The 18,036-nt window shown below is 69.6% G+C and carries 20 protein-coding genes and 1 pseudogene; 12 read left to right on the forward strand and 9 right to left on the reverse strand.

Going from position 1 to position 18,036, the window contains the following annotated elements; all coding sequences use genetic code 11:
* Nucleotides 1–25: 25 nt before the first annotated feature.
* Nucleotides 26–505 carry a hypothetical protein gene (locus tag ABZ297_RS29515; protein ID WP_355352456.1) on the reverse strand — a complete coding sequence of 160 codons (480 nt, stop codon included), beginning with the start codon at nucleotides 503–505 and terminating at the stop codon, nucleotides 26–28.
* Nucleotides 502–1,026 (reverse strand): sigma-70 family RNA polymerase sigma factor, encoded by a 525-nt coding sequence (locus tag ABZ297_RS29520; protein ID WP_355352459.1) that lies wholly within the window; start codon nucleotides 1,024–1,026, stop codon nucleotides 502–504. The genes ABZ297_RS29515 and ABZ297_RS29520 overlap by 4 nt, the downstream gene beginning before the upstream one ends.
* A gap of 200 nt (nucleotides 1,027–1,226) precedes the next feature.
* On the opposite strand from ABZ297_RS29520, the gene ABZ297_RS29525 reads away from it, so the two are divergent.
* The 3 genes from ABZ297_RS29525 to ABZ297_RS29535 are packed head-to-tail and all read left to right on the forward strand — an operon-like array spanning nucleotide 1,227 to nucleotide 4,293.
* Complete coding sequence (locus tag ABZ297_RS29525) at nucleotides 1,227–1,817, forward strand: TetR/AcrR family transcriptional regulator (protein ID WP_355352462.1); 591 nt, start codon at nucleotides 1,227–1,229, stop codon at nucleotides 1,815–1,817.
* Entirely contained in the window at nucleotides 1,814–2,569 is a 756-nt protein-coding gene (locus ABZ297_RS29530) for an ABC transporter ATP-binding protein (protein ID WP_355352465.1), read from the forward strand. Before ABZ297_RS29525 ends, ABZ297_RS29530 begins: the two co-directional genes overlap by 4 nt.
* Entirely contained in the window at nucleotides 2,554–4,293 is a 1,740-nt protein-coding gene (locus ABZ297_RS29535) for a hypothetical protein (RefSeq protein ID WP_355352468.1), read from the forward strand. The genes ABZ297_RS29530 and ABZ297_RS29535 overlap by 16 nt, the downstream gene beginning before the upstream one ends.
* Before the next feature lie 5 nt (nucleotides 4,294–4,298).
* Here the strand turns inward: ABZ297_RS29535 and ABZ297_RS29540 are convergent, their stop codons facing one another.
* The gene (locus tag ABZ297_RS29540; RefSeq protein WP_355352471.1) at nucleotides 4,299–4,961 is read right to left on the reverse strand and encodes a response regulator transcription factor; all 663 of its coding nucleotides are present in this window, start codon (nucleotides 4,959–4,961) and stop codon (nucleotides 4,299–4,301) included.
* Entirely contained in the window at nucleotides 4,958–6,139 is a 1,182-nt protein-coding gene (locus ABZ297_RS29545; RefSeq protein WP_355352474.1) for a sensor histidine kinase, read from the reverse strand. Before ABZ297_RS29545 ends, ABZ297_RS29540 begins: the two co-directional genes overlap by 4 nt.
* A gap of 154 nt (nucleotides 6,140–6,293) precedes the next feature.
* Between ABZ297_RS29545 and ABZ297_RS29550 the strand changes: the two genes are divergently transcribed.
* Together ABZ297_RS29550 and ABZ297_RS29555 are read left to right on the forward strand one after the other, a co-directional pair.
* A complete protein-coding gene (locus ABZ297_RS29550) occupies nucleotides 6,294–7,361 on the forward strand; it encodes an FtsX-like permease family protein (protein WP_355352477.1) in 1,068 nt (355 codons plus the stop codon).
* Nucleotides 7,358–8,032, forward strand: a complete 675-nt coding sequence (locus ABZ297_RS29555) for an ABC transporter ATP-binding protein (RefSeq protein ID WP_355352480.1) — start codon at nucleotides 7,358–7,360, stop codon at nucleotides 8,030–8,032. The genes ABZ297_RS29550 and ABZ297_RS29555 overlap by 4 nt, the downstream gene beginning before the upstream one ends.
* Before the next feature lie 74 nt (nucleotides 8,033–8,106).
* On the opposite strand, the pseudogene ABZ297_RS29560 reads toward ABZ297_RS29555, so the two are convergent.
* Together ABZ297_RS29560 and ABZ297_RS29565 are read right to left on the reverse strand one after the other, a co-directional pair.
* A pseudogene (locus ABZ297_RS29560) lies at nucleotides 8,107–8,250 on the reverse strand (putative Ig domain-containing protein); the annotation flags it as partial.
* A gap of 138 nt (nucleotides 8,251–8,388) precedes the next feature.
* Nucleotides 8,389–8,631 (reverse strand): extracellular solute-binding protein, encoded by a 243-nt coding sequence (locus ABZ297_RS29565; protein WP_355352483.1) that lies wholly within the window; start codon nucleotides 8,629–8,631, stop codon nucleotides 8,389–8,391.
* Between the two features lie 371 nt (nucleotides 8,632–9,002).
* Here ABZ297_RS29565 and ABZ297_RS29570 point away from each other — a divergent pair, with 371 nt between their 5' ends.
* A complete protein-coding gene (locus ABZ297_RS29570; RefSeq protein WP_355352486.1) occupies nucleotides 9,003–9,725 on the forward strand; it encodes an FCD domain-containing protein in 723 nt (240 codons plus the stop codon).
* A gap of 27 nt (nucleotides 9,726–9,752) precedes the next feature.
* Complete coding sequence (locus tag ABZ297_RS29575; RefSeq protein WP_355352489.1) at nucleotides 9,753–10,793, forward strand: enolase C-terminal domain-like protein; 1,041 nt, start codon at nucleotides 9,753–9,755, stop codon at nucleotides 10,791–10,793.
* Nucleotides 10,794–10,836: 43 nt separating this feature from the next.
* Here the strand turns inward: ABZ297_RS29575 and ABZ297_RS29580 are convergent, their stop codons facing one another.
* Both ABZ297_RS29580 and ABZ297_RS29585 read right to left on the reverse strand, forming a co-directional pair.
* The gene (locus ABZ297_RS29580; protein WP_355352492.1) at nucleotides 10,837–11,067 is read right to left on the reverse strand and encodes a hypothetical protein; all 231 of its coding nucleotides are present in this window, start codon (nucleotides 11,065–11,067) and stop codon (nucleotides 10,837–10,839) included.
* A 166-nt stretch (nucleotides 11,068–11,233) separates the two neighbouring features.
* On the reverse strand, nucleotides 11,234–12,364 hold the full coding sequence (locus ABZ297_RS29585) for an NAD(P)/FAD-dependent oxidoreductase (RefSeq protein WP_355352495.1): 1,131 nt from the start codon (nucleotides 12,362–12,364) through the stop codon (nucleotides 11,234–11,236).
* A 110-nt stretch (nucleotides 12,365–12,474) separates the two neighbouring features.
* Here ABZ297_RS29585 and ABZ297_RS29590 point away from each other — a divergent pair, with 110 nt between their 5' ends.
* A complete protein-coding gene (locus tag ABZ297_RS29590) occupies nucleotides 12,475–13,173 on the forward strand; it encodes a TetR/AcrR family transcriptional regulator C-terminal domain-containing protein (RefSeq protein ID WP_355352498.1) in 699 nt (232 codons plus the stop codon).
* Nucleotides 13,174–13,272: 99 nt separating this feature from the next.
* Here ABZ297_RS29590 and ABZ297_RS29595 read toward each other — a convergent pair whose 3' ends face one another.
* Nucleotides 13,273–13,869, reverse strand: a complete 597-nt coding sequence (locus tag ABZ297_RS29595; RefSeq protein WP_355352501.1) for a TetR/AcrR family transcriptional regulator — start codon at nucleotides 13,867–13,869, stop codon at nucleotides 13,273–13,275.
* A 127-nt stretch (nucleotides 13,870–13,996) separates the two neighbouring features.
* Between ABZ297_RS29595 and ABZ297_RS29600 the strand changes: the two genes are divergently transcribed.
* The 4 genes from ABZ297_RS29600 (at nucleotide 13,997) to ABZ297_RS29615 (ending at nucleotide 18,023) form a co-directional block, all read left to right on the forward strand.
* Nucleotides 13,997–14,380 (forward strand): hypothetical protein, encoded by a 384-nt coding sequence (locus tag ABZ297_RS29600; protein WP_355352504.1) that lies wholly within the window; start codon nucleotides 13,997–13,999, stop codon nucleotides 14,378–14,380.
* On the forward strand, nucleotides 14,377–15,297 hold the full coding sequence (locus tag ABZ297_RS29605) for an NAD(P)-dependent oxidoreductase (protein ID WP_355352507.1): 921 nt from the start codon (nucleotides 14,377–14,379) through the stop codon (nucleotides 15,295–15,297). The genes ABZ297_RS29600 and ABZ297_RS29605 overlap by 4 nt, the downstream gene beginning before the upstream one ends.
* Before the next feature lie 162 nt (nucleotides 15,298–15,459).
* Nucleotides 15,460–16,968 (forward strand): MFS transporter, encoded by a 1,509-nt coding sequence (locus ABZ297_RS29610; RefSeq protein WP_355352510.1) that lies wholly within the window; start codon nucleotides 15,460–15,462, stop codon nucleotides 16,966–16,968.
* A 170-nt stretch (nucleotides 16,969–17,138) separates the two neighbouring features.
* Entirely contained in the window at nucleotides 17,139–18,023 is an 885-nt protein-coding gene (locus tag ABZ297_RS29615) for a DMT family transporter (protein WP_355352513.1), read from the forward strand.
* Nucleotides 18,024–18,036 lie beyond the last annotated feature (13 nt).

An 18,036-nucleotide genomic window follows, 5' to 3' on the forward strand; every position in this document is an offset into this window, starting at 1 on the left:
GCCGCCTCTACCGACCCGCCGTGGCCTAAGCGGCGCCGGCCTGTTCGCGCTGGGGGCCCCGCCGCGGGGCCTGGGGGGATGGGGCGGGCCGGCCCCGCCCCCCCGCCCCCGCGACGAACAGGCCGCCGACCGCCAGGGCCACGCCCAGGCCGGCGCCGCGCTGGACGGAGACGGCGCCCAGGGTCGCGGTGGTGGCGACGGAGGCGGTCACGGCGATCCAGGCGGCGATCACCCGGTCGGTGGCGAACAGCGGCACCCTGCGCGTCAGCAGCCAGCCGCCGTAGCCGGCCCAGGCCAGGCAGAAGACAGTGAACAGCCCGAACGCCAGGTGGGTGCGGCCAGGCAGCGGACCGGGCTCGCTCCACCACAGCGCGGCCACGAACACCGTGCCGGCCAGCCCGGCCACCAGCGCCACCACCGCCCGGACGCGCTTGCTCAACGACAGCGACGGTTCAAGCCGCTCGATCATCTCGCGGGCCGACAGGCGCGGCTCTTCCTCGGTCATGGCCGGTATCCCTTCTCCTCCAGGTGCTCACGCAGCAGCCGACGGGCGCGGTTGAGCCGGGACTTGACCGTGCCGGTAGGAATCCGGCAGATCTGCGCACAGTCCTCCACCGACAGGTCTTCCAGGTAGAACAGGACGAGGATCTCCCGCTCCGGCAACGGCAGGCCCGACAGGGCGCTCACCAGCTCGGCGCGGTCTACTGTGGCCTCGGCCGGGTCATCGGCGGCCGTGTCGCCCGCCGCGAGCTCCTCCCTCTCCCAGGCGTACTCGCTGCGCAGGCGGTCGGTCACCGATCGGCGGGCGATCGTGAACAGCCAGGGGGCGAAGCGGGCGGGCTCTCGCAGCCGGGGCAGGCCACGGACCACCGCCAGCCAGATCTCCTGGGTCACGTCGTCGGCCCGTTCGGCGTCCAGCATGCGACGCACGTACGTCCACACCGGCACGCGCCAGCGGGCCACCAGCTCGGCCACCGCCGCCCGCTCGCCCAGCTGGGCGCGCACCACCAGCAGCTCATCGGTCATCTCATCCTCCCGTCACCCTGCTCAGTCGGACGAGAAGCCGATCAGGTTCACCGCTTCATCATCGGACGCCGGCGAGAGGCTGCGCGTCGGGCTTCAGGAAACCGTGGCGCTCCGAGGCCTGGGGGCCGCCAACCGGATCGCGGGCCGCTCGCTTTCGGGGCTGTTCGTCGATTTCTGAATGGGCGTTTAAACTTCTGATCGTGGCATCAGAAAGTCGAACGTTCATTGAGGAGGCCCGGCGGGCGCAGATCATCGACTGCGCCATCGAGGCGCTCGCGACGCTCGGCTACCAGCAGGCGTCGATGGCGAAGATCGCCAAGCTGGCCAAGGTCACTCCCGGGCTGATCTCGTACCACTTCGGCGGCAAGGACGAGCTGATCGAGGCAGTCGTCGCCCACGTGGTGAAGCTCGCCACGGATCTGATGCTGCCTCGCATCCTGGCCCAGACCACCGCCACCGACGCGCTGCGCGCGTACTTCGAGTCGAACCTCGAGTTCATGCACCGGCATCGAAAGCCCCTGCTGGCGCTCGTGGAGATCATCGTCCACGACCGTGACGGCCCCTACGCAGGCCAGCAGGACACCGCGCTCACCGACATCGAGAAGGTGCTGGCATGGGGGCAGCAGACCGGTGAGTTCAGGGAGTTCGAACTGCGGCCGATGGCGATCGCGATCCGCGGCGCTATCGACGCCGTGCCCAGCTACCTGCTGAAGGACCCCGACTACGACCTCGGCGGCCTGGCCGCCGAACTGGCCACGATCTTTTCCCTCGCCACCCGGAGAGCACCATGACGCCAGCGCTGGAGATCAGCGGGCTGACCAAGAGATTCGGCGACAACCTCGCCGTCGACGCCATCGACCTCAGCGTCCCCCAGGGCTCCTTCTTCGGGCTCGTCGGCCAGAACGGCGCCGGCAAGACCACCACCCTGTCCATGGCCGTCGGTCTGCTGCGGCCCGACAGCGGCAGCGCCAGGATCTTCGGCGAGGACGTCTGGTCGGCCCCGGAGCGGGCCAAGGCCATGGTCGGGGTGCTGCCCGACGGGCTGGCCATGCCCGAGCGGCTGACCGGGCGCGAGGTGCTCACCTACCTGGGCCTGCTGCGCGGCCTGACCAAGGAGGTGGCGGCCCAGCGTGCCGAGGAACTGCTGGCCGTCCTGGAGCTGGACGGCGCGGGCAAGACGCTGGTCATCGAGTACTCGACCGGCATGCGCAAGAAGATCGGGCTGGCCACCGCGCTGCTGCACGCGCCGCGGCTGCTGGTGCTGGACGAGCCGTTCGAGGCCGTGGACCCGGTGTCGGCCGCCACGATCAAGACGATCCTGCGCGGCTTCGTCGCGGGCGGCGGCTCGATCGTGCTGTCCAGCCACGTGATGGCGCTGGTGGAGCAGCTGTGCGACCACGTGGCGGTGATCGACAAGGGCACGGTGGCCGCGGCCGGCACCTTGGACGAGGTGCGTGGCGCGCGCTCACTGGAGGACACCTTCGTCGCACTCGTCGGCGACCAGGACCACGGCGTCAAGGAGCTGTCGTGGCTGTCGCGCTGACCATGGCCCAGATGAAGGTCGCGGTGCTGCGCCACGCCTTCCGCGGCGGGCGCGCGCAGATGGCGGGCACGGGCGCCGCGCTGGGCGTGCTGCTCGCGGCCGGAACCGTCTACCTGGCCTTCGCCGGCCCCGACCTGTTGGCGGCCGGGTACGCGGTCTGGCTGCTCGGCTGGATGCTCGGCCCCGTCTTCATGGGCGGCGGCGACGAGACGCTGCGGCCCGAGTACTTCTCGCTGCTCGGCCTCCCGCCGCGCCGCCTGGCGGCGGGCCTGCTGGTGGCGGCCTTCGTCGGAGTCGCGCCGCTGGTCAGCCTGAGCGCCCTGCTCGGGCTGCTGGTCGCGGGGGTACGGCTCGGCGTCGCGAACGCCCTGGTGGCCGTGCCCGCGATGGTGTTGCAGCTGGCCATGTTCGTCCTGCTGTCGAAGGTCTCCGTGGCGGTGGTCGGGCTGGCACTGCGCTCACGGCTGGGCGCGATCGCCTCGGGGCTGCTCAACGGCGCGATCCTGGCCGCGCTCGGGCAGATCTGGGTCTTCTTCTGGGCCTTCGGCCAGACAGGCGTGCCCGCCGCGGTGTGGTACCTGCCCTCCGGCTGGGGCCTGCTGGCCGTCCAGGGCGACTGGTGGGCGCTGGCGGCGCTGGCCGTCCTGGTGCTGCTGCTCCTGGGGGCGTGGGCGGTGCTGCTCGGCAGGCGCGCGGGCGCGACGCGGGTCTCCGCGCGGAGCAGGCGCCCGATGACGGCGGCCACCCCCAACGGCGCGATCGTCGCCAAGGAGCTGCGCACCTGGTCGCGCGACCTGGTGCGCAACCACCAGGTGACGTTCGCGCTGTCGTACGGCGTCTGCTTCGCGGCCAGCCCGCTGATTCTCGGCTGGGACGGCATGCTGCCCTACGCCGGCCCGATCTTCATCGTGATGGCCGCGGCCATGTCCGCCAACCTGTACGGGACCGACGGGACGGCGCTGTGGCTGACACTGATGACGCCGGGCGCGAGCGACGTACGCGGCAGGCAGCTGGCCTGGCTGTCGGCGCAGGCGCCGGTGGCGATCGTGCTGACCGTGGCGTTCACCGCGATCACCGGCGGCCCGTGGCCGCTGATCCTGGCGCTGCTGCCCGCCCTGCTGGGCGGCGCGGCCGGGCTGGTGCCGCTGATCTCGGTGTACGCGCTGGTGCCCGGCACCGACCCGCACCGCCGCGCGGGCAACCCGTTGCGAACCAGCGAGGACGAGGGCGGCCTGACCGGGCTGGCCTACCTGATGCTCGCGCTGGTGCTGGTCACGGGCGCGCCCGCGACGCTGGCGGCGATCTGGTACGGCTGGGCAGGCGTGGCCGTCGGCGTCGCGACCGGCGTGCTGTGCTACTGGGGCTTCGGCCTGCTCGCCGAGCGGCGGCTGCGCTCGCACGGCCCCGAACTGCTGGACACGATGCGGACCGGCCGCAAGCCGCGGACGACGGTGAAGTCCCGCTTCGACCAGCTGTCCAAGACGCAGAAGACGATCGCCTGGTGGTGCTTCGGCTTCGGCGCCATCCCGCTGGTCCCGCAGGGCATCGTCGCCGCCGTCTTCGTGTCCAACGGCATGCTGCGCCACAGCTGGTTCCTGGCCACGTACATGCCGCCCGGGCTGCGCTATCCGGTCGCCGCGTGCTTCGTCCTGCTCGGGCTGGCGATGTACGGCACGGGCGGGTGGATCGTCAAGCCGCGGCCGCCTCGACCAGGCCGAACGTGATGATCTCAACGGCGGTTGCGGGCAGGCGGGTCGCCCAGCTGGCTTTCGTCGAGGCGGATGAGCCCTCGCTTGGTGGCCGCGGCGACGGCGGCGGTGCGTGAGTCGACGCCGAGCTTGGCGTAGATGTGCACGAGGTGGGTCTTGACCGTCGTCTCGCTGAGGAACATCCGCTTGCTGATCTCGCGGTTGGAGTGCCCGGCCGCGACCAGGCTGAGGACTTCCAGCTCCCGCGGGCTGAGCACGGCCGTGCGGTCGCGGACCCGGCCGAGCAGGCGGAAGGCGACGCTCGGAGCCAGCGCGCTGGCCCCGCCGGCCGCCGACCTGATCGCGGCGTGAAGCTCTTCCGAGGGAGCGTCTTTGAGCAGGTAGCCGGTCGCGCCGGCCTCGATCGCGGTGACGATGTCGGCGTCGGTGTCGAACGTGGTGAGCACCAGGACCTTGGGGCCGCCGAGTTCGACGATCCGCCTGGTCGCCTCGCTGCCGTGGATGCCGCTGCCCAGTTGCAGGTCCATCAGCACCACATCGGGGCGCAGCCGCCCCGCCGCCTCGACGCCGTCCTCGCCGGAGGCGGCCTCCCCGACCAGCTCGAAGTCGGGCTCTCCCGCGAGCATCGCCCGCAGCCCGGAACGGACGACGGGATGGTCGTCCACCAGCACGATACGGATCATGGGGCTTCCTTGACTGGCAGCGGCAAGGTGGCGGCGACGGCGGTGCCCTCGCCCGGCGCGGACTCGACGGCCAGGGAGCCGCCGAGCGCCGTCACGCGTTCTCGCATGGCGCGCAGGCCGTACCCTACGGCCTGGTCCGGCCGGAATCCGCGGCCGTCGTCATAGATGTCCAGCACCACCACGTCGTCCAGATAGGTGAGGGTCACGCCCGCGTGCCTGGCCTGCGAGTGCCGGGTGACGTTGCCCAGCGCGCCCTGGGCGATGCGCAGGAGCGCCAGCTCGTGCTCGGCCGGTAGCGGTACGGGGGTTCCGGAGATCTCGAAGCGCACCCCGGTGTCCGAGCCCGCGGTGGCGGTGTCGCCGATCCTGCGCAACGCGGCGCCCAGCGAGGACTGCTGGAGCGCGGGAGGCGCCAGGCCGCGGACGAAGTGCCGCGCCTCCTCCAGGTTCTCGCGCGCGGTCTGCTCTGCTTCGGCGATGTGCCGGGTGGCGCGCTCAGGGTGGTCGCTCAGGTTCGCGCGTACGGCGCGCAGCAGCAGGATGATGCTCGACATGCCCTGGGCCAGGGTGTCGTGGATCTCTCTGGCGAGCCGCTCTCGCTCGGCCAGGCGTGCCGACTCGCTCTCCGCGCGCAGGAGCATGTCCTGGGTGCGTACCAGGTGGTCGATCAGCTCGCGGCGCTGCTCGCTCTCGGCGTGCAGGACCTTGTAGACCAGCGCCATCAGCGTGGCCACGATCGCGCCGATCATCGGCCCCACCACCTGCGCCGCGCTCAGGCTTCCGGTGTGCCAGGCGTCGGCTGCGACGGCGCCTGCGGTGAGCAGCGTCACCGCAGGAAGGGCCACGGCGAGCGGCAGCAGGTGCAGACAGGCGAAGAACAGCGGGAAGGCCAGCCAGACGAAGCGCGGAGAGCTCAGCGCGAGGACGGCCCAGCCGGCTGTGACCGTCAGGAGCCAGACCCGCCCCAGCGCCAGGTGGAGCCGGCCGCCGAAGTGGGGGAGCCGGGCCTCGATCGTCAGCCCGATCCCGTACAGCAGCCCCAGCAGGAGGCCGCCCCAGGCGGCGCCCGCCCTGTCCTCCCGCATCGCGCCGGCGATCGCGATGGCCAGCAGGATCGCGAACGTGCCGTGGATCACCCATCTGAGCAGTCTGAGCGCGGGCGGGAACGGAGTGTTCATCGCTCACTAAGTGTAATGTCCGGTTTCTTCCGGCGGCATCGTTCAAAAGGTGTATTCGGGAGCGACCGAAGGAGCGACCCGCGTCGGTGCGTTCCCACGATGTGCCGGGTCACGGCGGCCGCGCATGATGACGCTCGTTCACTTTCGTTGACCCGTGACAGGGGGACGCGCCGTGTTCGTGGCGCTCAGAGATCTGCGATTCGCCAAAGGACGGTTCGCCCTCATGGGGGCGGTCGTCTTCCTCATCACCTTGCTCGTGACCATGCTGTCCGGGCTGACGGCCGGGCTGGCCAGGGAGAACGTCTCCGCGATAGAGCAACTCCCCGCCGACCACATCGTCTTCTCAGGGACGGGCAAACCGTCGTTCGCCGACAGCAGGATCGACCGGAAGACGTGGGACGGGTGGCGCAGCGTGCCCGGCGTCACCGCCGCGCGGCTCGGGATATCCATGGGCCGCCTCACCCGCGGAAACGACGGGACGGCCGTCGCCGTCTTCGGCGTGGACGCCGGAATCCAGCGGGTGAAACCGGGGACGGTCGTCCTGTCCTCCGCCCTGTCCTCCACTGTGGCCGCCGACCGGGGAAGCACCGTGACGATCCTCGGACACGACTTCGTGGTCGACGGCGTCGGGGGTGAGGCCGCCTACAGCCACGCGCCGGTGGCGTGGATCGGCATCGACGACTGGACCGGCCTGGCACGCCGCAGCGGTGCGGACGGCGAGGCCACGGCCCTGGCCCTGCGCACCCAGGACGAGCCCGACCTGGCGGGCACCGACCGCCGCCTCGGCACGACCGCCGTTCCCCTGGACGACGCGCCGTCGGCGATCGGCTCGTTCACGTCCGAGAACGGGTCGCTGCAGCTCATGCGCGGGTTCCTGTTCGCCATCTCCGCGCTGGTGATCGGGGCCTTCTTCACGGTGTGGACCATCCAGCGACGTGGTGAGGTCGCGGTGCTCAAGGCGCTGGGCGCCAGTACCGGTTACGTTCTGCGCGACGCCCTGGCCCAAGCCCTGCTCGTGCTCCTGCTCGGCGCGGGCGTCGGCGGAGCGCTGGGCACCGGCCTCGGCTTCGTGGCGCAAGACACCGTGCCTTTCGTCCTGTCCGCCACCACCACGCTGGTTCCGGTCGTGGTGATGATCGTGCTCGGCGCCGTGGGGGCGGCCCTGGCCATCCGAAAGATCACCTCAGTCGACCCGTTGACCGCCCTCGGAGCATCGCGATGACCCTCAAGCTCGCCGACGTCGTCCTGACCTACCCTGACGGTGACCGCACGCTGACCGCGCTCGACCACGTCGACCTCGCGGTCGCGCCCGGCGAGTTCACCGCGGTCGTCGGCCCGTCCGGCTCCGGCAAGTCCAGCCTGCTCGCCGTGGCCGCGACGCTGATCCGTCCTGACTCGGGAACCGTCGAGGTCGCCGGTCTGGACGTGTGCGAGGCCAGTCCGGCCACCAGAGCCCGCTTGCGGCGTGACCACATCGGCATCGTGTTCCAACAGGCCAACCTGCTGGCCTCGTGCACCGCGCTGGACCAGCTCCTGGTCATGGCGGACCTGGCGGGTCGCCCGGCCAGGAAGGTGCGGGCGCGGGCGGCCGAGCTGCTGGCCGCGGTGGGGCTCACGGGCAAGGAGCACAAGCGGCCGCACCAGCTGTCCGGCGGCGAGCGGCAACGGGTCAACATCGCCCGCGCCTTGATGAACGCGCCCGAGGTGCTGGTCGTCGACGAGCCCACGAGCGCCCTCGACCACCAACGCGGTGCGGAGATCGTCTCCCTGCTGGCCGAGCTCACCCGCCGCGACAACCTCGCGACTGTCATGGTCACGCACGACCTCGGCACCCTGTCCCTGGTCGACTCCGTGCTGACCATGACCGACGGCAAGCTCAGGCCGCGATCGTAAGGCCAGGGATCACGGCAGGGGAGCGAGGCTCCGGTCCCGACCACGTCGCCGGGACCGGAGCCTCGCTGGGGGAGTTAGGACGTCACCTTCAGCTTGTAGGTGATCGAAGCGTCTGCGCCGGCCCCACCGCCGCGGGCAGTGATCGTGAACCTGGTGACACCCCGCGCGGCCGGGATTCCGGTGATGGCACCGGTGTCCTTGTTGAGGACGAGCCCTCGCGGGAGGGCGCCGCGAACGCACGCAGGCGGGCCTGGCCAGGGGAAACGCGATGTGCCAGTAGACCCGAAGCGGGTTCGCGCCGTCGAGGCGGGCCGCCTCTTCGAGTCAGCTCTTTCTGTCGATCAAGAGCGGCCGGCTCAGAAGACGTCGGGCGCGCTGCCTCCCGTCGCGTCGGCCTGCAGCTTCGTCCAGAACTCCTGGCTCGCGGTGAGCTGGATGCTGACCCGGATGTTCGGATGCGAGGCCTGGAATCTGTCGACGATGCGCTGCATGGCCGGAAGCTGGTTCTTGTCCCAGATCGGGTAGCTGAGCTCGACCTTCCCGTCACCGGAGTCTCCCGCACCGCAGGCGGTGGCGCCGAGCAGAAGCCCCACCACCACGATCGATGACCTCCATCGCGGTTTTGTACGCGTACAGGCTTCCTTCCAGAGATAGGGCCTCGGGATTGATCTGATACTTCACAGCTGAGCTTGTAGGTCGGCGTGGACGGCAAAGGCGGGCGGCCATCGGGCCAGGCAACCGTTGAACCGCCTCGTTCTCGGGATATAGGCGGAGGACGAGCGGCATCGCGTGCTCCGTAGTCTGCGGAGTGAAACCCATCGCGTCAACCCTTTAGATGTGATTCACTGCGGTGTGACGGGTCCGATAGATCTGAAACATCTTCGGCTAGGATGGGCCCATCAGCGAATCCGACCAGAGATCGGGGAAGGGATTGAACCCACCATCGTCGCTCCCTCAGCAGCCAAGCTCAGTGGGCGGCTATCGGCCCGGATACGAGATCGCCGCGGAGCGCATCCTCGAGTACATCGTCCGGGAAGAGCTCCGGCCGGGAGCTCGTCTGCCAACGGAGAAGGACCTGGCAGATGCGATACAGATGAGCAGAACGGTCGTGAGGGAGGCGGTGAAGATCCTCTCCGCGCTCAAAAGGCTGAGCGTGCAGAAGGGCAGGGGCATCTACGTGGCCGAGCCCGAAGGGGCCCTCTGGCGGGAGTCGTTCGCGCAGTTCCTTCCGGCGGATCTCGGACAGGTTGATCAGATGTTCGAGTTCCGGCGTCACGTCGAGGCGGCCACCTCTCGCCTCGCCGCCCAGCGGGCCGTCCCCGCACAGGTGAAGGCGCTCCGTGAAGCGGCACAGCTCTCGGCGGACGCCGCGGCACGCAACGACATCGAGGGCTTCACCCAGGCCGACGAGCTGTTCCACGGGCAGGTCGGGGTCGCCGCGTCCAACATGTTCCTGTCAGCGACCGTCGACTCGGTGCAACGGCTCCAGCGACAGGTCAGCGTCATCGGGCTGGCGGGCGTGGCGGGCGGGTCGCTGGTCGTGGCCGCCGAGCAGCATCTGGCGATCGCTCAGGCCATCGCGTCCGGTGATGAGGAGCAAGCCGTCGCGTTCATGACCGAGCACATCGACATGACGATGCGGCAGTTTCAGCAGGAGATCCGTCACCGCCTCTTCCCCAGTGACGACGCTTGATCAATTTGTCTGGAGACGAAGGAATACATGCGAATCACTGATGTCACGGTCGAACTCGTCGATCTGCCCGCGCAGCCGTCGTTCCGATGGCGAGCCGGACTCCCGGGCTCGGAGGGGCCGGTGGTCGGCGGGGTCCTGCGCGTCCACACCGATGCGGGTCTGATCGGCGAGGCGCACACCCGGCGCGGAGTGATCGTCGCGGACCTGGTCGAGCGCCGGATTCGCGAGGACCTGCGGAACCGCGACCCGCTCTGGCGCGAACTCCTCTGGCAACGCCTGTGGGAACTCGACCGCATCGAAGAGCTCCCCATCTACGCGCTCGGGCTGGTCGACGTCGCGCTGTGGGATCTGGCGGGCAAGGCTGCGAACCTGCCCGTCCACCAGCTGCTCGGGACCTACCGGGACGCGATCCCCGCCTACGCCAGCACGGTGACCTTCGCCACGGTGGAGGAGTACCTCGACGTCGCCGACCAGTGCCTGGACCTCGGCTACAAGGCGATCAAGCTGCACGCCTGGGGCGATGCCCGCGCGGACGCCGAGCTGTGCCAGAAGCTGCGGGCCCACGTGGGTGACGAGGTTCCCCTGATGTACGACGGCTCCGCGGGCTTCGACTTCGCCGACGCCCTCTATGTCGGGCAGGCGCTGTCCGAAGCCGGCTACACCTGGTACGAGGAGCCGATCCGGGAGTTCAGCGTGACCGCATACCGGTGGCTCGCCGAACGCGTCACCGTCCCTCTCCTGGTCGCCGAGACCTCAGACGGCGCGCACATGAACGTCGCGGACTTCATCGTGGCCGACACGGCCGGGTACGTACGCACCAGCGCCCAGTACAAGGGAGGCATTACGGGCGCCATGCGGATCGCTCACCTCGCCGACAGCTTCCAGCTCCGGGCAGAGGTTCACGGGACGGGCATCGTCAACGCCCACCTGTGCATGGCCATCCCGAACACCTCCTACTACGAGTCCCTCGTCTACGCCAATCCGGTGGTTCGCGAACCCGCGATCGGCCCGGATGGCCTGCTTCGCGCTCCGACCGAGCCGGGGATCGGCTACGACACGGACGTGTAGGAGCAAGGGGTGCGAGGGCTTGAAAGGTAGTGAGCTCATTGCCCTACCGGATCGCCGAGGCGAAGGAGTCGCGGAGCGGTGAGTGGTGAGGCGGACGGCGGTGTCGTGGCCCCAGAGGGCCTGACCGCAGCCTGGCCGCCCCTCCCATCGCGGCCATCACCGCCGTGCAGGTGTACATGCCGCAGGCGCCTATCAGTTCGACGAAGCCGAGCAGCCGCAGATAGGAAAGGCGATCAAGGAGGCGGAGCAGGATCGGACCGGCGAACAGGCGCACGTGTATCTCGTGGTTCCGAGGGTGGACGAGGATGCTGTACGGCTATCGCGCGTAAGCATTCACGTCATGCGCGTTCGGTGACCGAGGGCTTGCTGGTGTGACGTTGCTCAGGTTGATCGTTCGGGGGTGCGATTCCCCCCCGGCGACCCGACCTGAGTTGGCCGGTTCAGTGATCCTGCTGGTTTTCGGGGAGCAGAGCGAGGAGGCCTTCGTAAGTCGTGCCGCCGAACATCTCCTTAAGGTGCATGGCCGTCTCGTCGTCAGCCTGGCTCATGCGGGTGAACATGGCCTGCTCGTATTCGGCGAGGCCGGCCTCGACGTCGTTGGGGTGGGCGGCGAGGGCCTTGCCGAGTTCGGCGCCGTCATACATGGCCAGGTTGGCTCCCTCGCCGTTGGGGGCCAGCAGGTGGGCGGCGTCGCCGACCAGAGTCACCCCGGGCGTCCGGTCCCACCGGTGCCCGTCGGGCAGGGCGTAGTGCGGGCGCAGGACCGGCGGGGTGTCGGTGTCGCTGATCAGTGCGGTGAGCTCGACCGCCCAGCCGTCGAACTCCGCCGCGACGCGGGTGGCGGCCGCGGCCGGATCGGAGAAGTCGATGCCGTCGAACCACTCCAGCGGCCTGGTGAGCTCGACATAGGCGTGCAGGGTGTCGCCGCGTTCGCAGTGAGCGGTGATCGCCTTCCCCGCTGCGGGGACGTACATCGAACCGCCGCCGACCGCCTTCGCGACGGCCGGGTGTCGCGTGTCGGCGTCGAACAGGTAGGTCTCGACGAATGACGTGCCGGCGTACTCGGGCACCGACTCCGACAGCAGCGGGCGGACCCGTGACCAGGCGCCGTCCGCGCCGACCAACAGACTCGTGGTGACGCTGCTGCCGTCGGCGAAGATCACCTCGTGGCGGACGCCGCCGAGGCTCTGGGCGCCGGTGACCTTGCGGCCCCACCGGACGGTGCCCTCCGGGAGCGTGTCCAGCAGCATCTGCCGCAGGTCCGCGCGCTGTGCCTCCGGACGGCCGCCCGTGCCGTTGTCGGCCTTCTCGAATAGGACGGCGCCGTCCGGCCCCAGAACACGTATCGCCTGGCGGCCCTCCAGGACGATGGCGCGGAACTCCTCCATCAGGCCGGCCGCCTCAAGGGCGAGCTGCCCGTTGTAGTCGTGGATGTCGAGCATCCCACCCTGCGCCCGTGCCTCCGGCGACGCCTCCGCCTCGTAGACCTCCACCGGGATGCCGTGGACGTGCAGGACGCGGGCCAGGGTGAGTCCGCCGAGCCCGGCGCCGATGATCGTGACGGGGTTCATGATGGCTCCTTCGTTCCGGGGTCGGCGAGGCCGACACTTATGGTGCGCTGTTCCATGTTGGAACAGTACTCCAAATTAGTTCAGTGCTCCAAGATGGCAGAATGCAGGACATGGCAACGCGTGCGCGCCGGACACAGCGGCGCAGGCAGGTGCTCTCCCGCGAGCAGATCATCGATACCGCCATCGAGCTGCTCGACGCGGGCGGCGAGGGCGGGCTGACCGTCCGGGCGCTGACCGAGCGCCTGGCCACCGGGTCCGGGGCGATCTACTACCACGTGGGCACCCGGGACGAGCTGCTGAATACTGCGACGGAAACCGTCATCGCCGCCGCCCTGGCGATCAAGCCTGCCCGGGCTCCGGCCACGCCCGAGAACGAGATCCGCGCCGTCGCACTGGGCCTGTTCGACGCGATCGCCGAACACCAGTGGCTCGCCACGCGGCTGGCCGTCCAGCTCACCCGAAACCCGTGGGGTCCGGTGATGGTGGGGATCTTCGAGAAGATCGGCCGGCAGGTGCGCGCCTTGGGCGTGCCGCAAGCCGCCTGGTTCGTCGCGGCCTCAACGCTCGTGCACTACATCCTCGGCGCCGTCAGCCAGAATGCCCGCATCGACGGGGACGCCTCAGGCGTCGAGGCCGACGTGGACCGCGAGAAGTTCCTCGACGCAGCGTCGACGGCGTGGCAGGAACTCGACCCCGCCGACTACCCGTTCATGCACGCCATCAGCGGCCAGGTGCGCGAGCACGATGATCGCGAGCAGTTCCTCGCCGGCATCGCCCTCGTCCTCGACGGCATTACCAACCTCCGCTGACCCGCCGAACTCGATGATGATCGTTCTAGGCTGTGTTTCAGGAGTGAGCGCGTCGGCTGCGGTGCGGATGAGCGCCAGGAGTGCGTAGACCGTGAATGCTTACTGTCGCGCCCGGAGTCCGTTCAGTGCCAGGTCGACGCAGTCTTCGAGGAATGCCTCGTCGAGGTTGTTCGGTGTGAGGAGTAGTCGCAGGTAGATCTGGCCGTAGAGGAGTTCGGCGCAGCGGTAGGGGTCGGCCTCGGCCGCGATCGCCCCTTGGTCCTGGGCCAGCTTGATGCGCGCGATCACCGGCTCGCTGGACGGGGCGATGAGCCGCTCCCATAGGCGGGTGGCGACATCCTCGTCGTGCTGCGCCTCCCCGATCAGGGCGGCGACCAGGGGGGCTGAGCCGCCCACCACCTCGATCCAGGCGTCCTTGACCATGCGGACCAGGTCGGCACGCACATCGGCGCTCGGCTCCGAGCGGGGGCGCATCAAGGGGCTGTCCCTCAGCCGCTGCACGTAGGCGTCGAGGACGACCGCGCCCTTGGAAGGCCACCACCGGTAGATGGTCCGTCTACCCACGCCCGCGCGGGCGGCGATGCCGTCGATGCTGACCTTGGACCAGCCTTCCTCCTGTGCCAGCTCGAGAGCGGCTCGCAGGATCGCCTTGGTCGTCTGGGGGTTGCGCCGCGCCGGATCCGGTTCCTTACGCATGCGCGCAGCTTACACCGCAAGAGGAGCCGAGATGGTTCGTGTTGACAGGAGCTGACCCCCATCGTTAACGTCCAGAATATCTGGGGAGCCGAGCCGACTCGGCTCCCCAGAACTCGAGGAGGATTTCATGCGAATCGTCAGAGCCGTCGTCGTGCTCACGGCGCTGTCCATGCTCGTCACCGGCTGGTGGGCGCGGCTGGACCCGGCAGGCTTCGCCGCGTGGGCGAACTGGCCGAATCACGTGCACTTCCTGCACGACGCGGGTGTCTTCCAGATCGGCATCGGGCTGATGATGCTGCTGGCGCTGTGGTGGCGTGATGTCGTCGCCGTCGTGCTGGCCGGCTTCATCGTCACCAACACGTTCCACGCCCTCAACCACGCTCTCGACCTGGAGATGGGCGGTAAGGCGGCTGACCCATGGGTGCTGCTGGCGGTGTCCGCGCTCGCGGTGGTGGGGCTGGTGATGCGGCTGCGTTCGGCGCGGCCGCGCCGTACGAAGGTCGTGGCATGAGGGTGCTGCTGGCCGGGGCCACCGGCACGATAGGAAGCGCGCTGGTTCCGCGGTTGCTGGCCGCCGGTCATGAGGTGCTCGGCCTGACCAGGTCCGATGGCGGCGCCCGGCGTCTGGCGGCGGCGGGTGCCGAGCCGGTGCGCGCCGGAATCATGGACGCCGACGAACTGCTGACCGCGCTCGACGGGCGCGCGGCCGACGCCGTGATTCACCAGGCGACCTCGATCACCGGCATGCCGATGTTCCATCGCAGTCTTTATGCCACCGATGCGCTGCGCGAGCAGGGCACGGCGAACCTGCTGCGCGCCGCCGCGCTCGTCGGCGCCCGACGTTTCGTCACCCAGTCGTTCTACCTGGGGTACGGCTATCGCGACCTTGGCACGGAACCGGTGACGGAGGACCGGCCATTCGCCGCGCTGACCGGGCATCGAGGGACCGACCGGCATATGCGCTCCTTGCGCGCCAACGAGGAGCAGGTCCTGGGCACGCCGGGCATCGACGGCATCGCCTTGCGCTACGGCATGTTCTACGGCCCGGAGCCTATGACGCGGCAACTGGCCGACCAGGTCAGACGCGGGCTGCTACCCGTGTTCCGTCCTTCGGGGATCACCTCGCCCATCCACATCCACGACGCTGCGGCCGCCGCGGTGGCGGCACTGGAGCGCGGCCGTCCCGGCCAGGCCTACAACATCTGCGACGACGAGCCGGTCGAGTTCGCAAGCTACCTCAGAGCGCTGGCCGCCTCCGTCGGCGCTGCGCCGCCGAGGGCCTTGCCGGCCTGGGTCCTGTCGGTTGCGCCGTACCTGAAAGCGTTCATGGTCACCAGCCGCATCCGGCTGTCCAACGCTAAGGCCGAGCGCGAGTTGGGCTGGCGACCGGACTATCCGTCGATTCACGAAGGGTTGAGGACACTGTGAACCTCTTCCAGCCTCCCCGGCGGGTGCTCTGGTCACAGCGTGATCAGTCGCTGACGTGAGAAGCCGAGTCCGGAGGAGGGCCGATGTCGCGAGCCGACCGGCTTGACCTTCTGCATCTGTGACCTCCTTTCTCGGGCATAGAGGCAGTAGGAGATGAGGTCGATGTCCGCGAATCCGGGGGACAAGCGGCACGGCGAGAGCCACGGCCCGGTGCGCGCCGTGGTCGACTGGGCCGCGCAGCGGATGATGGCCGTGGTGGGAGGGCCTGCGCGGTTCCGGGTCATCGTCCTGCTCGCGGGCGTTCTTGCGCTTGTGGCCGCCGACCAGGCAACCGTCGGGGCGGTGGGGATGGAGGTCAAGCAGAGTCTGGGCATCACGAACACCGAACTCGGGTCCCTGACCGCCGTGTCCTCCGGAGCCGGCGCCCTGGCCGTGTTGCCTGTCGGCGTACTGACCGACCGGACTCGGCGGGTGCGGATCCTGGCGGTGAGCATCGCCATGTGGAGCCTGGCCATGCTGGTCGGCGGCATGGCCGAGTCGATCCAGTGGCTCCTGCTCTCCCGGGTGGCACTCGGTGCCGTGACGGCCGCGTCCGGGCCGACGGTCGCCTCGCTCGTCGGCGACTTCTTCCCGACTGCCGAACGGGGCCGGATCTACGGCTTCATCCTGAGCGGCGAGATGCTCGGCGCCGGATTCGGCCTGCTGGTGTGCGGCAACCTCGCGCATCTTCTGTCATGGCGTTCCGCGTTCTGGTTCCTCGCGCTGCTCGGGATCGTCTTCTTGGTCGTCATCGTGCGAAAGCTGCCCGAGCCCAAACGCGGCGGCCAGAGCAGACTGCCCGCTGAAGCGGCCGACCCGGCCTCAGAACAGAGCGGAACAAGCGCGCCGGGTCAGGACGACGCGGCGCGTTCCGCGGTGCGAGATCGCGGAGTCGAACCCGATCCGGCGCTGGTGCTCCGCCGCGACCCGATGCGGATGTCGATGTGGCAGGCGGCGCGGTATGTGCTGCGCATCCCCACGAACGTCGTCTTGATCATCTCCTCGGCGATGGGATATTTCTTCTTCGCCGGTCTGCGGACCTTCACCGTCGTCTTCGTCGACCAGCAGTACGGCCTCAGCCAGGCGGCGCTGACGGCCCTGGCCCCGCTCGTCGGGCTCGGCGCCCTCCTGGGAGTGCTCAGTGGCGGACGGGTCGCCGACTGGTTCGCCCGTCGCGGACATGTCAGCGCCCGCATGGTGGTGCCCGCCGTGGCGTACCTCGCCGCCGCGCTCTTCTGCGCCCCGGCCCTGCTCACGACGTCGGTGGCGACCGCGCTGCCGTTCCTCTTCGTCTCGGCCGGCTCGCTGGCGGCGGCCAACCCCCCGCTGGACGCCGCCCGCCTCGACGTCGTCCACTTCCGGCTCTGGGGACGCGCGGAGAGTGTCCGGACGTTCCTTCGCATGGGCGCGGAGGCCGTCGCCCCCGTGACGTTCGGCTTCCTGGCCGATGTGCTCGGCTCAGGCGGGACGCGGAGCGCGCAGGGACTGCAGTACACCTTCCTGATCATGCTGGTGCCGTTGGTGGCGAACGCGGTCATTCTCCTGCACGGCCGCCGTACCTATCCCCGTGACGTCGCCACAGCCGCCGCCTCCGAACGAAGGACAGAAACAGGTCGTGGAAGGCCCCGCTAGCGATGGTTCGGTGGCACCTGTCGGCCGGAGCCGACGAGGTTGTGGGCGAGAGATGACGGTGTTATTGACCTGCCTTGAGGATGTCTCCGGGCGGCCGGGTATTGGGCAGGCGAACCTCGTGAGAAGAGTTGATAGATCATGATTGACGGCATCCCGCGCCGAGGGACTTCATGATCGCCACTGAGGTGCTCGTCCTCATGGCGGCCGCCCTGCTCGGGCTTGGATTCGTGGCCCAACAGCATGCGGCCTACGCCGAACCGCTCGGCGAGGTGCTGCACGTGAGCCTGTTGCTGCATCTGGCGCGCAAGCCGCTGTGGCTCTTCGGCATCGGCGCGATGGTAGGTGGCCAGATCCTTGCCTCGCTGGCGCTGCAGGAGGCCAATGTCACGCAGGTCGCGCCGCTCCTGGCTACGAATCTCATCTTCGCTCTCGCGCTGGCGGCCGTCCGCTACCAGGAGTTCCTGGGCCGCGCGGAGTGGCTCGGAGCCGTACTGGTCAGTGGCGGGGTGGCGGTCTTCCTGGCGTCCGGGCAGCCGCACGGTGGCGACCTGTCAGGACCCGCCGCCGTGGCCTGGATGGCGGCGGCGGGTGTGCTGGCGCTGGCGGGCGTGCTGGTTGTGCTGGCGCTTCGGACCGGCCTGAAGACGAAGGCGATGTTGCTGGCAGCGGCCGCCGGCGCGCTGTATGGGCTGCAGGACGCCCTGACGCGTGGCTCCCTGCTCACACTCGAGCATGGGCCGCGTGCCCTGTTCGGCTCGTGGTATCTGTACACGCTTCCGGTGATCGCGGTGACCGGCATCTGGCTGAACCAGAGCGCGTTCGACGCCGCCCCGCTGCGGATCTCGCTGCCGACCGCCACCGCGACAGAGCCGATCATCGGTATCGTGCTGGGAGTCGCGATCTTCAGGGAGCGCCTGCGCGTGGATCCTCAGGCTCTGGTGGGCGAGGTCGTGGGCCTGGTCGCGCTCGTCGTGGGGATCGTCATCCTGGGCCGATCGCCGTTTCTGGCCAAATCCGAGCAGGGCCCTCAACAACCGGACTCGCAACGCCAGTGACGCTCTTCGCGCT

This window comes from Nonomuraea sp. NPDC005983, assembly GCF_040614375.1.
Lineage (GTDB): Bacteria > Actinomycetota > Actinomycetes > Streptosporangiales > Streptosporangiaceae > Nonomuraea.